The 14274-nt window shown below is 65.9% G+C and carries 8 protein-coding genes; 6 read left to right on the top strand and 2 right to left on the bottom strand.

The window, feature by feature from the left end; all coding sequences use genetic code 11:
* Positions 1-2: 2 nt before the first annotated feature.
* From ispF to glgX, 4 genes are all read left to right on the top strand, one after another.
* Positions 3-518 carry a 2-C-methyl-D-erythritol 2,4-cyclodiphosphate synthase gene (ispF, locus tag LPN03_RS11945; protein ID WP_262454369.1) on the top strand — a complete coding sequence of 172 codons (516 nt, stop codon included), beginning with the start codon at positions 3-5 and terminating at the stop codon, positions 516-518.
* A gap of 61 nt (positions 519-579) precedes the next feature.
* Positions 580-1998 (top strand): cysteine--tRNA ligase, encoded by a 1419-nt coding sequence (gene cysS / locus LPN03_RS11940; RefSeq protein WP_262454368.1) that lies wholly within the window; start codon positions 580-582, stop codon positions 1996-1998.
* A 336-nt stretch (positions 1999-2334) separates the two neighbouring features.
* Positions 2335-3345, top strand: a complete 1011-nt coding sequence (gene rlmB / locus LPN03_RS11935; protein WP_262454367.1) for a 23S rRNA (guanosine(2251)-2'-O)-methyltransferase RlmB — start codon at positions 2335-2337, stop codon at positions 3343-3345.
* 41 nt (positions 3346-3386) lie between these two features.
* A complete protein-coding gene (glgX, locus tag LPN03_RS11930; RefSeq protein ID WP_165183572.1) occupies positions 3387-5501 on the top strand; it encodes a glycogen debranching protein GlgX in 2115 nt (704 codons plus the stop codon).
* Between the two features lie 18 nt (positions 5502-5519).
* Here glgX and glgP read toward each other — a convergent pair whose 3' ends face one another.
* Positions 5520-8135 carry an alpha-glucan family phosphorylase gene (gene glgP / locus LPN03_RS11925; protein ID WP_205678407.1) on the bottom strand — a complete coding sequence of 872 codons (2616 nt, stop codon included), beginning with the start codon at positions 8133-8135 and terminating at the stop codon, positions 5520-5522.
* Between the two features lie 172 nt (positions 8136-8307).
* Here glgP and LPN03_RS11920 point away from each other — a divergent pair, with 172 nt between their 5' ends.
* Positions 8308-10398, top strand: a complete 2091-nt coding sequence (locus LPN03_RS11920; protein ID WP_410468588.1) for an alpha-1,4-glucan--maltose-1-phosphate maltosyltransferase — start codon at positions 8308-8310, stop codon at positions 10396-10398.
* Between the two features lie 8 nt (positions 10399-10406).
* Positions 10407-14045: a 1,4-alpha-glucan branching protein GlgB gene (glgB, locus tag LPN03_RS11915; RefSeq protein WP_262454366.1), complete on the top strand. Its 3639-nt coding sequence runs from the start codon at positions 10407-10409 to the stop codon at positions 14043-14045.
* Positions 14046-14060: 15 nt separating this feature from the next.
* Here glgB and LPN03_RS11910 read toward each other — a convergent pair.
* Positions 14061-14274: hypothetical protein (locus LPN03_RS11910; protein WP_262454365.1), on the bottom strand; the 214-nt coding region annotated here is incomplete at its 5' end.

Here is a 14274-nt window from a genome sequence, read left to right as displayed (position 1 = left end):
CGATGGCCGGCGGGTGGAGCGGGCTGCCCCGCACCGGGATAGGCGTCGACGTCCATGCCTTTGCCCCGGAAATGGACGACGCCGGCACGAAGGTCCCGCTGTGGCTGGCGGGCCTGCTGTGGGAAGGCGAGCCGGGCCTGTCCGGCCATTCCGATGGCGACGCAGTGGCCCACGCCGCCGCTGACGCCTTGTTTTCCGCCGCCGGGGTGGGGGATCTGGGCACGCACTTTGGCGCGGACCGCCCCGAATGGAAGGGTGCCAGCGGCGCAACGCTGCTGGCCGAGGCCGCGCGCATTGTCCGCGCGGCAGGATTTGAGATCGGCAACATTGCCGTCCAGTTCATCGGAAACCGGCCCAAGTTCAGCCCGCGCCGGGCCGAAGCCGAGGCCGTGCTGGGTGCAGCGGCCGGTGCTCCGGTCTCCGTCAGTGCCACCACCTCGGATGCACTGGGTTTCACAGGCCGCGGCGAGGGCATCACGGCCGTCGCCACCGCCCTGGTCGTCAAGGCGGCACCGTAAACCGCCGCGGCCAACACCAGCCCGCCACCCAAGCCGCCGCCCGAGAGGATACCCTAGAGCCGTGACCCTGCGCTTTTATGATTCCGCCACCGCCGCCGTCCGCGACTTCACGCCGCTCCGGGAGGGCCGGGTTTCGCTGTACTACTGCGGCGCCACCGTCCAGGGCGAACCGCACATCGGGCACGTCCGCTCCGCACTGGCCTTTGACCAGCTGACCCGCTGGTTGCAGACCACCGGCTACGAAGTCACCGTGGTGCGCAATGTGACGGACATTGACGACAAGATCCTGGTCAAGGCCGCCGAAAATGGCGAGCCCTGGTGGGCCCTCGCTTACCGCTTTGAGCAGGCCTTTGAGGACGCCTATGACGCCCTCGGCATTCTCAAACCCACGTACGAGCCCCGCGCCACCGGCCACATCCCGGAAATGCACGCGCTCATTGCCCGGCTCATCGAGCGCGGCCACGCCTACCCGGCCCTGGACGATTCCGGCGACGTGTACTTCGACGTGCGCTCCTGGGCCAAGTACGGCTCGCTGACGCACCAGAACATTGACGACATGCAGGCCGCGCCCGACGCCGACCCCCGGGGCAAGCGCGATCCCCGCGACTTTGCGCTGTGGAAGGGGTACAAGGATGGCGAGCCCGAGACGGCCCGCTGGGAATCCCCCTGGGGTGCCGGCCGCCCCGGCTGGCACCTGGAATGCTCCGCCATGGTCACCAAGTACCTTGGCACGGAGTTCGACATCCACGGCGGCGGGCTGGACCTGCGCTTCCCGCACCACGAAAATGAGATGGCCCAGTCGCAGGCGGCCGGACACGGCTTCGCCAGCTTCTGGATGCACAACGGCATGGTCACCTATGAGGGTGAAAAAATGTCCAAATCCATCGGCAACACCATCAACCCGCGCGAAATGCTGGAACTCGCCCGGCCGTTGGTGGTCCGCTACTACCTGGGCCAGGCGCACTACCGCTCGGTGCTGGACTACCGGCCCGGCTCGCTCACGGAGGCCGCGGCCGCCGTCGAACGCATTGAGACGTTTGCGAAAGCGGCCCTTGGGCTGCTGTTCCCTGGCAACGATTTTGGCTACATTGCAACGCGCCCGGACGCCTTTCATGCCGCCATGGATGACGACCTCAACATCCCCGCGGCCCTCGCCGTGCTCCATGAAACAGTCCGGGCGGGCAACACTGCCCTGGCGGCGGGGGATGCGGAAGCAGTCCAGGATGCGTTCCTGGCTGTCATGGGAATGACTGAGGCGCTGGGAATCAACCCCTTGGATGCACAGTGGCGGCAGGGGAGCGGCTCGGCGGCCGAGCTGGGCGCCCTGGACGTGCTGGTCGCGGCGCAGCTGGAGGCCAGGGCCCGGGCCCGGGCGGAGAAGAACTGGGCAGAATCGGACAGGATCCGCGACCTCCTGGCCGAAGCGGGAGTGGAAGTGGCCGACTCGGCAACCGGCTCCACCTGGTCCCTGAAGCGCTAACCCCCCACCCCCACCGACCCTCGGTTCCAAACGGGCCACTTTTCCCCGACGCTCGGTTGCAAGTGGGTGGAAATTGGCGAACGCTCCCTCAATGGCTGCGGGAGCGTTGCCAAAAAATGCCCCGATTGCAACCGAGCGTCCGGATAGGGCGGGGCGTGAGAAAGGGCACTTTTGGGCCCGCGTATCGGGAAATTGGCGTCTAGGCCGTAAGCTATTAGCTACGGGTGTCCACTATCCCGTTCTCCCGTGCGCCTAAAATGCGAGTGCGGGCATACTTGTTTGACGACTTCGGGGCCTTGAAAAAACCGGCACCGCACCAATCGTAAGGGTTTTACCATGGCCAACAATCCCCGCTCCGGCGCCGTCCGCAAATTGAAGAAGGGTCCCCTCAAGGGCACAGGCGGACTGGGCCGCAAGGCACTTGAGGGCAAGGGTCCCACCCCGAAGGCCGAAGAACGCACCTATCACAAGGCGTACAAGAACAAGCAGCTTGCCGAGCGTTCAGCGGCCAAGCACAGCGCCGGCGCCGGAGCCGGCGGCCACACCAGCAACCGGCGCAGCAGCGGGCCGAAGGGCCGGGCCACCGAAGAGCTGGTCACGGGCCGCAACTCCGTGGTGGAGGCCCTGCGCGCCGGCATCCCCGCGAAGGCGCTGTACGTTGCCGTGCGCGTGGACATGGACGAGCGCGTGCGCGAATCCATCAAGCTGGCCAACGAGCGCGGCATCCCCCTGCTTGAGGCCCACAAGCCGGAACTGGACCGCCTCACCGAAGACGCCATCCACCAGGGCCTCGTCCTGCAGATTCCGCCGTATGAGTACGAGGACGCCGTGGACATGGCCAGCGAGGTCATGGCCAAGTGGAAAAAGGGCCACATTGCCAATGCCCCGCTCATCGTCGCGCTGGACGGAATCACGGACACCCGCAACCTGGGCGCCATCATCCGCAGCGTGTCCGCATTCTCGGGCCACGCCGTGATCATTCCCGAGCGCCGCAGTGCCGGAGTCACGGCCGCCGCCTGGAAGACCAGTGCTGGGGCAGCCGTGCGCGTCCCAGTTGCCAAGGCCCCCAACCTGAACCGCGCCATCGGCGCCTTCCAGAAGATGGGTTACTTTGTGCTGGGCCTGGACGGCGAAGGCGATGTATCCCTGCCCGACCTTGGCCTGGCCAAGGATCCGATCTGCCTGGTGGTGGGCTCGGAAGGCAAGGGGCTCTCCCGCCTGGTGCGTGAAAACTGCGACCAGATTGTCTCCATCCCGATCAACTCGGCCATGGAATCCCTGAACGCTTCCATGGCCGTGGGCATCAGCCTCTACGAGGTTTCAAAACAGCGCAGCACCCAGGCCTAACTGTGCCGGTAACTGATGTCGAAACCGTTGGAACCCTCGGGATGGGATTGTCGCGCCGGTTCCCCCTTGGCGTGAGCACCCTGGCCCAAAAGCATGGTCCGGATGCCGTCAATGTTGCCGTGTATGCGCCTGCCCGCCGCCGGGTGGCACTGTGCCACCAGGCTCCCGGGGGGCCCTGGAAGGCAGTCCTGCTGCCTGACGTGACCGACGGCGTCCACCACGGCCTGATTGCCGACATGCCGGTGGGCAGCCGGTACGGCTTCTACACGGGGTTCGACAGCGATTCCGGCCAGCTGCTGCAGGTGGATCCCGAATCCGTCCAGCTGCTGCTGGATCCGTACGGGCGCTACATTGACGAACACGAGGCCGCGGACGGCACGGCGCGATACGTCTCGGTGCGCATGCAATCGGACTTCGACTGGGGCAATGTCGTCCGGCCCAACACGCCGCGCCGCAACACGGTGCTCTATGAGGCACATGTGCGCGGCCAGACCATGCTGCACCCGGGCATCCCCGAAGACATCAGGGGCACCTATGCGGGCATGGCGCACCCCGTGATGATCAAGCACCTGCAGGAGCTCGGGGTGACCGCCGTGCAATTGCTGCCCATCCACTTCCACATTGACGAGCCACACCTGCACGGCACGGGCATGCGCAACTACTGGGGCTACAACTCCCTGGGCTTCTTTGCGCCCCAGGTGGACTATGCCAGCGCCGACGCACGCCGCCGCGGCCCGGAAGCCGTCCAGGCGGAACTGAAGGGCATGGTGAAGCTGCTCCACATGGCCGGGATTGAAGTAATCCTGGACGTGGTCTACAACCACACCGCTGAGGGCGGGCAGGGCGGACCTGCGCTGAGCTGGCGCGGCCTGGCCGAGGAACAGTACTACCGCATGCACGACGGCGGCTACGTCGACACCACCGGCTGCGGCAACTCCCTGAACTTCGGCAATCCCCATGTCATCAGAATGGCCATGGACTCGCTGCGGTACTGGGTGGAGGAATTTCACGTCGACGGCTTCAGGTTTGACCTGGCCGTGTCACTGGCGCGCAACGGGACGCATGAGTTCAGCAGCCAGCACCCGTTCCTCCTGGCCGCAGCCACGGACGGGGTCCTGGCTGCCACCAAGCTCATTGCCGAGCCCTGGGACATGGGAATCGACGGCTGGCAGACGGGCAACTTCCCCACCGGCTGGTCCGACTGGAACGACTCGTTCCGGGACAACGTCCGCAGCGTGTGGCTCACCGACCGCGCATCCCAGCTGGACGGGCACCACCACGGAAGCCTGGGCAAGCTGGGAGACGCCCTTGGCGGCTCGGCAGGGCTGTTCGCGCAGTCCGGGCGCAGCCCCATGGCGTCCATCAACCTGCTGACGGCCCATGACGGGTTCACCCTGGCCGACCTCACCGCGTACAACCACAAGCACAATGAGGACAACCAGGAAGGCAACCGCGACGGCCACGACCACAACCGCAGCTGGAACCACGGGGTCGAGGGCATCAGCAACGATCCCGCCATCCTGGCCGAGCGGTCCCGCACTGCCCGGAACCTGATGGCCACCCTGCTGCTGGCCCTGGGCGTGCCCATGATCACGGCCGGCGACGAGCTGGGACGGAGCCAGGGCGGAAACAACAACGCCTACTGCCAGGACAATGAAATCGCCTGGCTGGACTGGAGCATGGACGACGACGCGAAGACCATGCTCTCGGCCACCCGGCGCCTCCTGCAGATCCGCAAGGACTTCCTCGCAGAGCAGCCCAGCAGCTACCCCATGCGCGGCGGCGAATCGTTTATCCACTGGTTTGGCGCGGACGGCCTCCCCATGACGCCTGAACGATGGACCAACCCGCATGAACGCGTCCTGACCATGCTCATCGGTTCGCCCCACGGCCTGGTGGACGGGCTGGTGGTCTTCAACACCGGCATCACCGATGAAATGGTCACGCTGCCCGCCAACCCCCGCTACGCCACGGATCCCGCCGCGGAGCCGGGCCCATTCATGTTGCGCATGACCACCGCCGCCGCGGGGACGGACCGCGACGGCGAACCCACCTTCCGGCTGCCCCGTTCCGTTCCGCGCGTCCCGGCAGGGGACGCCGTCCCCGTCGAGGCCAACACGGTGCAGATCTACCGCAACGACCTGGCCCCGCGCTGACCCGGCGCGCGGGCCGCGCTAGGCCGTCGCGATGAGTCCCAGCTCGGCGGAATTGGCCATTGCGGCATGGCGGGGCAGCACCTTGACGCCGTAGCCAAAGCTGCCGGACCGGTCAATGACCAGGTCGGCGGTGAATTGGAAGCGGCCCTCACCCAACTCTGAGACGCCATCCAGCGTGAGGATGCGGGTGTCGCTGAGTTCGTCGGAGTCACCCACGCGGCCGTAGGCCACCTGGACACTGACATCGTCCGGGCTCAGCCCGCCCAGGTTCACGTTGGCCCGCACCTGGATGGTTTCCCCGATCTGGGGCTCATCGGAAATGCCGTGGGAGTCCACATGCTCTATGTGGAGGCCGCCCCACTCGGCGCGCACCTTCTCGGTCCAGGCCGCGAATTCCTTCGTGGCGGCATAGCCGTCGGCCCGGGCGGCACGGCCGGCCTCGGCGGCCGGCTGGTACAGGCGCTGGACGTATTCGGACACCATGCGCCCGGCGGAGACGGCCGGGCCCAGGTGGGCCAGGGTGTGCTTGATCATGGAGATCCAATGCGACGGCAGCCCGTCGCCGCTGGGCTGCGACGGACCGGCCGCCCCCGCGCCTGCGGACACCAGGTCGCCGTAGAAGCGCGGCGCCACCTGTGTTTCCAGGAGTTCGTACAGGGCCGCGGATTCGATGTCGTCGCGTTCCTTCTCGCTGGTCCCCTGGTTGGCCGTGGGGATTGCCCAGCCGTTTTCGCCGTCGTACAGCTCATCCCACCAGCCGTCCATGACGGACAGGTTCAGGGAGCCGTTGATGGCGGCCTTCATGCCGGAGGTTCCGCAGGCCTCCAGCGGGCGGAGGGGGTTGTTCAACCAGACGTCGCAGCCGGGGAACAATGTGCGGGCCATGGCGATGTCGTAGTTGGGCAGGAACACAATCCGGTGGCGGACTTCCGGGTCGTCGGTGAACTGGACCAGGTCCTGGATCATCTTCTTGCCTGCGTCGTCGGCCGGGTGGGACTTGCCGGCGATGATGATCTGGATGGGATGCTCAGGGTGCAGCAGCAGGGCCTTGAGCCGGGCGGGGTCGCGCAGCATCAGCGTCAGGCGCTTGTACGTGGGCACGCGCCGGGCAAAACCGATGGTCAGCACGTCCGGATCCAGGGCGGCATCGGTCCAGGCCAGCTGGGCGTCCGCGGCGCCCCTCTTCTTCCACGAGGCCCGCAGGCGGGCCCGTGCGTCCTCAACCAGGGCTGTGCGCAGGCGGCGGCGCAGGGCCCAGACGTCTGCGTCGCTGACGTCGTACACCTTGGACCAGTCCGGGCCGTTGAGCACGTCGGCGCCAAACTTTTCGCGGGCCAGCTCGGCGAGGGCAGGGTCCACCCAGGTGGGCACGTGCACGCCGTTGGTCACGGACGTGATGGGGACGTCGTCGTGGTCGAAGCCCTGCCAGAGCCCGGCAAACATTTCCCGCGACACCACACCGTGGAGCTTCGCCACGCCGTTGGCCCGCTGTGCCAGGCGCAGCCCCATGACGGCCATGTTGAACACATCCGGATTGCCGCCGTCGTAGTTCTCGGCGCCCAGCGCCAGGATTTCGGCCACGGGGACGCCTGGCGCCAGTTCACCGGCAAAGAAGTGTTCGATCATGCTGCGCGGGAAGCGGTCAATTCCCGCAGGAACGGGCGTGTGGGTGGTGAACACCGTCGATGCCCTGCCCGCGGCCAGTGCCTCGCCAAAGCTCAGCGGGCGTTCCGTGACCGACGCATCCATGAGTTCGCGGATGCGCTCAATGCCGAGGAAGCCGGCGTGCCCCTCATTGGTGTGGAACACCTCCGGCGCCGGGGTGCCGGTGAGGCGGGCGTAGGCACGCAGCGCCTTGACCCCGCCCATGCCCAGCAGCAGTTCCTGGGCCAGCCGGTGGTCCCCGCCCCCGCCGTACAGGCGGTCGGTCACGCCCCGTGCGGCATCGTCGTTCTCGGCAACATTGGAATCCAGCAGCAGCAGGGGCACCCGGCCCACATCCGCACGCCACACATTTGCCAGCAGCACCCGGCCGTCCGGCAGCGGCAGGGAAATCCGCACGGGCGTCCCGTCATCCTCGCGCAGCAGAGTCAGCGGCAGCGAGTCAGGGTCCAGCAGGGGGTACGTCTCCTGCTGCCAGGCGTCCTTGGACAGGGACTGCTTGAAGTAGCCGGCCTGGTAGAGCAGCCCCACGCCGATGAGCGGCACGCCCAGGTCGGAGGCGGACTTGAGGTGGTCCCCGGCCAGGATGCCCAGGCCGCCGGAATATTGCGGCAGCACCTCCGTGATGCCGAACTCGGGTGAGAAGTAGGCGATCGCAGCCGGAGCATCCGTGCCCAGGCCCTGGTACCAGCGCGGCTCGTTGAGGTACTGGTCCAGGCTGCGGGCGGCCTCCGCCACGCCGGCCACCACCGCCGGATCGGCAGCCAGTGCCAGCAGCTGTTCGCGGGTGATGGCGGCCAGCATTGCCAGGGGGTCGTGCCGCACCTCGTCCCACAATTTCGGATCAAGCGACTCAAAGAGCCTCCGCGTCGGCAGGTGCCATGACCAGCGCAGGTTCGTTGCCAGGCGGGACAGGGCACCAATCTCCTCGGGGACAACGGTGCGGACAGTGAATCTACGATTTGCCTTCATGCCGGTCACCCTAACCCATGAATGTTTACGCAACGCTTCGCGGGGACACAAAAGCGATTTCGTGACGTCATGAATCCTGCGCTGCACCCGAATTTGCCTGCATGCTGGACGAATCGCCCAACTTTGCCGTAGACCTTAGGAATATTTGGGCGAAGTCGCTAACGTCGTCTCTGTGACTACTTCCAAGCCAGCACGCCACGCATCCGCCCCGACGGCCCACCCGGCCTCGGAACCGTCGCCAGCGCCGTCGCCCACGGAAGGCCTGCGCTTTGGCAGAATCCCCATCACCAACATCCAGCCCGTCATTGAGGACGGAATGTTCCCGGCCAAGGCTGTGCGCGGCGGCGACGTCCAGGTGCGCGCCGTCGTATTCCGGGAAGGGCACGACGCCGTTGGCGTGACGGCGGTCCTGTTCGACCCCAGTGGCGCCGAGGCCCAGCGCACCCGCCTCAAGCCGCTGGGCAAGGGGAGCGATGCGTGGGGCGGCGTGCTGACGCCCGCCACCGTGGGGGAGTGGTCGTTTGCCGTGGAGGGCTGGACGGACCTCTACGCCACCTGGACCCACAATGCGCAGGTGAAAATCAACGCCGGCGTGGACGTGGATGTCATGCTCGCCGAGGGCCGCCAGCTTTTGTCCAGGGCGGCCAAGGCATGCCCCGCCCCCGCGGACGCCAAGGTTTTCAAGCAGGCCGCCAAGGCGCTCGCCGATGACTCCCTCAACACCAACGACCGCCTGGCCGCCGGCACAGGGCCCGCCGTCCGCGCCGCCGTCGGGCGCTTCCCGCTGCGGGACCTGGTGACCCGGAGCCGGCGCTACCCGCTTCAGGTGGAGCGCGACGCCGCCGGCCGTGGCGCCTGGTATGAGTTCTTCCCCCGTTCAGAGGGCGCACGCCGCGATCCCACCACTGGCCTGTGGAGCAGCGGGACATTCACGACGGCGGCCCGTCGCCTTCCAGCGGTCGCCGCCATGGGCTTTGACGTTGTGTACCTGCCCCCCATCCACCCCATCGGCACCATCAACCGCAAGGGCCCGAACAACACCCTGGTGGCGGGGCCGGCGGATCCCGGCTCGCCCTGGGCCATCGGCTCCGCGGCCGGCGGGCACGACTCCATCCACCCGGACCTGGGCACGTTTGGCGACTTTGACGCGTTTGTGGCCGCCGCCAACGAACTTGGCCTGGAAGTGGCGCTGGACCTGGCTCTGCAGTGCGCCCCGGACCACCCGTGGGCCACGGCCCACCCGGAATGGTTCACCACCCGGGTGGACGGGACCATCGCCTACGCGGAAAACCCGCCGAAAAAGTACCAGGACATCTACCCGCTGAACTTTGACAACGATCCGGCCGGGCTTTCCGCGGAAATCCTGCGCATTGTGCGGTTGTGGATCGGCCACGGCGTGAAGATCTTCCGGGTCGACAATCCCCACACGAAGCCCGTCTGGTTCTGGGAATGGCTCATCGGCACGGTCAACGCCGAAAACCCTGACGTGGTGTTCCTGGCGGAGGCTTTCACGCGCCCGGCCATGATGGCGGCGCTGGGCCGGGCAGGATTCCAGCAGTCATACAGCTACTTCACGTGGCGCAACACCAAGGAGGAGCTGGAGGAATACCTGGTCCAGGTCAGCCGCGAATCCGCCGGCTACTTCCGCCCGAATTTCTTCGTCAACACCCCTGACATCCTCACCGAATTCCTGCAGTACGGGGGGCCGGCCGCCTTCAAGATCCGGGCCATCCTGGCTGCCATGGGCAGCCCGTTGTGGGGCATGTACGCCGGCTACGAGTTGTTTGAGCACGTGGCCCGGCCCGGCTCCGAGGAAAACATTGACAACGAAAAATACCAGTACAAGGACAGGGACTTTGCCGGGGCGGAGGCTGCCGGTAAGTCGCTGGCACCCTTTGTCACGCTGCTGAACAAGATCCGCCGCGCCCACCCGTCGCTGCTGGACCTGGAAAACCTGACCCTGCACCGAAGCTCCGACCCTTCCACGCTGGTTTTCAGCAAGCACAAGACCATTGCGGCCACGGCGGATGAACCGGCCCGCAAGGACACGATCATCGTGGTCATCAATGTGGACCCCCACAGCATGCGCGAAGGCCAGGTCACCCTTGACCTGGAGGCGCTGGAGCTGGACGGGCTTGCCCCGGACGGCACCTTCATCGTGGACGAGCTCATCACCGGCGCCACCTGGAACTGGGGCCGGCAAAACTACTTCCGCCTGGATGCGCACCTGGAACCGGCCCACATCCTGCACGTGCGGCGCTAGCGGTGCCCATGAGCCCAGACATCCTCGCCCTGCTGTCACCTTGGCTCCCACAGCAGCGCTGGTACCCCCTCAAGGACGGTGCCCCGGCCGCCCCGCGCCTGCGCCAGGCGTTGGATGTCCCGTCCGCCCGTCCCGGCACGGCCTACCGCGTGCTGGTCATCGACCTCGCTGCCGCGGCTCCGGCTGTCGCGGACAGGTCCGCAGAAACGGACGACGCCGGCACTCCGGTCACGCTGCAGGTCCCCGTGGGCGTCCACCAGGGAAGGCAGGGCGACCTCCCCGACGCATCCCTGATCGGGACCACCGAAGACGGCGAATGGATTTACGACGCACTGTTCGACCCTGGATTCATGGACGCCTGGCTGTCAGTGTTGACCGGTGCCATGAAAGTGGACGCCGTGGCGACGTGGCACAGTGATGCCATATCAGTTGAAGGGTTCGACACGCCGCTGCCGTCCGTCCGTGTGATGTCCAGCGAGCAGTCCAACAGCTCGGTCGTGTTCGAAATCGGCGGACGGCCGCTTATCGCAAAGTTTTTCCGGGTCCTGCAATCCGGCGTGCATCCGGAAGTGGAATTGGGCCGGGCGCTCCTGACGGCCGGCAATGCCTTTGTCCCGGCCCTTTGTGCCGCTGCCACGGCGGAACTGGTGCCGCCGCTCGTTTCGAAACCGGGCCAGGGCGTCGGCCAGACCACGCTTCTTGTCATTCACTCCTTCATTCCAGGCGGGCAGGACGGTTGGGAGAGTACACTGGCAGCCGTTTCGGGCGGTCGTGGCTTTACCGCGGAGGCCCATGCCATCGGGTCGGCGCTGGCCCGCGTGCACGGCAGCCTGCGCAGTTCGCTGGGGGAGCTCAGCTGCACCGGGGAGGAAGTCGCGGCGTTTGTCGAGGCGATCATCGCCCGGCTGGCGTGGTCCTGGGAGCTCGCGGCGGCCGCCGTCGGGCCTTATGACCGCCAGCTCAACCACATCATGGCACAACTGCGCCACTTGCGGGAGCTGCCGCCCGTCCAGCACATCCACGGTGACCTCCACCTGGGCCAGCTGATCCATGTGCCCACTCCAGGGAACAGCCGCTGGTACTTCCTTGACTTCGAGGGGGAGCCGCTGCGGCCGCTGGCAGAACGCAGAAAGCCGGACGTGGCGCTGCGCGACGTCGTGGGCATGGTCCGCTCCTTCGACTACGCGGGTGCACAGGCCGTCAGGCAGGGCCTGGCCAGCGCCGAATTCGGCTCCGCCTGGTCGGACGCGTGCAGCGAGGCGTTCATTGAGGGGTACCAGGGCGGGTGGCCCAACAGTGTGGAGAAGACCTCCGTCCTCTACCGGGCATTGTTGCTGGACAAGGCACTTTATGAAGTTGTTTATGAATTGCACAACCGGCCCGAGTGGGTGGGCGTGCCGGTGCAGGCCGTTCGGAATTTGTTTGAATCAAGGGAAAGTAGCGTGGACATGGGACTGAAGAAAGCCGCCAGACTCGCAGTGGATGCGGGTATCCTGGCCAGTGTTTCGGACGGAACGCACTATGCGCCACATTCCGTGCTCGGCGCCCATCTGGGCGAGGACGGTTCGGCAACCATCCGCACCTTGCGGCACTTGGCGGAGTCGGTGACGGTGGTGACCGGCAGCGGCAGCTTCCCCATGGTGCACGAGCACGGCGGGATCTGGGTTGCCGTGGTGCCCGTGGAGGAAACCGGGCATGTGCCGGATTATCGCCTGGAAGTGCGGTATGCCGATGGTTTGCACAGGGTTGATGACCCCTACCGCTACCTTCCCACCGTTGGCGAACTTGACCTGCACCTCATGGCAGAGGGGCGGCATGAAACGTTGTGGACTGTGCTGGGCGCCCATGTCCGGCGCTACCACTCCGCCATGGGAGACGTCGCCGGCGTCAGTTTCGCCGTCTGGGCTCCGGGGGTCCGGGCCGTGCGCGTCATTGGCGAGTTCAATGGCTGGGATGGTAGGTCGCATGCCATGCGCAGTTTGGGGACAAGCGGGATCTGGGAGTTGTTCGTTCCCGAGGTGGAGCCAGGTGCACGCTACAAGTTTGAAATTCTCACCGAGCACGGGCAGTGGCTGGAAAAGGCTGATCCCATGGCGTACGGCACGGAGGTGCCGCCGCTGACGGCTTCGCGCGTGGTGGAGTCCACCTATGCGTTTCAGGACTCGGCCTGGATGGCGGCCCGCGCCGCTCGGGATCCCCACAACTCACCCATGAGCGTGTATGAGGTCCATCTCGGCTCGTGGAGGCAGGGGCTGGGCTACCGTGAGCTTGCCACGGATCTGGTGGACTACGTCAAGTGGCTCGGTTTCACCCATGTTGAGTTCATGCCCGTCTCGGAGCATCCGTTTGGCGGCTCGTGGGGTTACCAGGTGACGTCCTACTTTGCGCCCACCTCGCGGTTTGGCCACCCCGACGAATTTCGCTTCCTGGTCGATGCGCTGCACCAGGCCGGCATCGGCGTCATCATGGACTGGGTGCCGGCCCATTTTCCCAAGGACGAATGGGCGCTCGCCAATTTCAACGGCTCGGCCCAGTACGAACACGCCGATCCCCGGCTTGGCGAGCATCCCGACTGGGGAACGCTCATCTTTGACTTTGGCCGCAACGAAGTCCGCAATTTCCTGGTGGCAAATGCCCTCTACTGGATGGAAGAGTTCCACATCGACGGGCTGCGGGTGGACGCCGTCGCCTCCATGCTCTACCTCGACTATTCCCGCGAGGAAGGGCAGTGGAGCCCCAACCGATTCGGCGGGCGGGAGAACCTGGAGGCCATCAGCTTCCTGCAGGAAATGAACGCAACCGTCTACCGCCGCAACCCCGGCGCCGTGACCATTGCCGAAGAATCCACGGCATTTCCGGGCGTGACCGCGCCGACCAGCGCCGGCGGGCTGGGCTTCGGCATCAAGTGGAACATGGGCTGGATGCATGACTCCCTGAGCTATATGGAGGAGGATCCCGTCAACCGCGGGTGGCACCACAACCAAATCACCTTCTCCCTGGTCTACGCGTTTACGGAAAACTTCCTGCTGCCCATCAGCCACGACGAGGTTGTCCACGGCAAGGGCTCGCTGCTGCGCAAGATGCCGGGGGACAGGTGGCAGCAGCTGGCAAACCTTCGTGCCTTCCTGGCGTTTCAGTGGGCGCACCCCGGCAAGCAGCTGATCTTTATGGGCACTGAATTTGGCCAGGAGGCCGAATGGAGCGAACAGCACGGACTTGATTGGTGGCTGGCGGAGAACCCGCCGCACCGGGGCATCCAATTGCTGGTCAAGAAGCTGAACCAGGTCTATTCCACCACTCCCGCCCTCTCGGAACAGGACAACAAGCCCGAAGGCTTTAGCTGGATCAACGGGGGTGACACCACGCACAATGTGGTTTCCTTCATTCGCTGGGACGGGGCCGGCAGCCCCCTGGTGTGTGTCGTCAACTTTGCGGGCGTTGCCTATGAAGACTTCCGCGTTGGAGTGCCTTCCGCCGGGAAGTGGGAAGAAGTGCTGAACACGGACAGTGCCGAATATGGCGGATCCAACGTGGTCAACGCGGCGCCACTCCCCGGGGAAGACCGGCCGTGGGACGGGCAAAAGTACTCCGTGGGCCTACGGATTCCGCCCCTTGGCGCCGTCTACCTGGTCCGCTCCAAGGGGTAGCTGGGCAGTCCCGATCTAACACCTGCCGTTGGTTTGGCTTTTGCCGCCGGCAGGTGTTAGAGTAAGTACCCCGCCGGGCGAACAGCCCGGCATGGAACCAGACCACATCATCGGCCTAGAAAATAGGTGTAATGATGTTTGTTTACTCGCGAGTTGGTTATCAATTTCGGAATAAATGAATCTGGTTGTCGGATTTGCTTTTAGAAAGCAGATCAGATAAGTTTGTGAA

Source organism: Arthrobacter sp. A2-55 (genome assembly GCF_025548615.1).
GTDB classification, from domain to species: Bacteria; Actinomycetota; Actinomycetes; order Actinomycetales; family Micrococcaceae; genus Specibacter; species Specibacter silviterrae.
The sequence above is the reverse complement of the archived record's forward strand: the minus strand, read 5'-3'. Positions and strand labels throughout refer to the sequence as shown.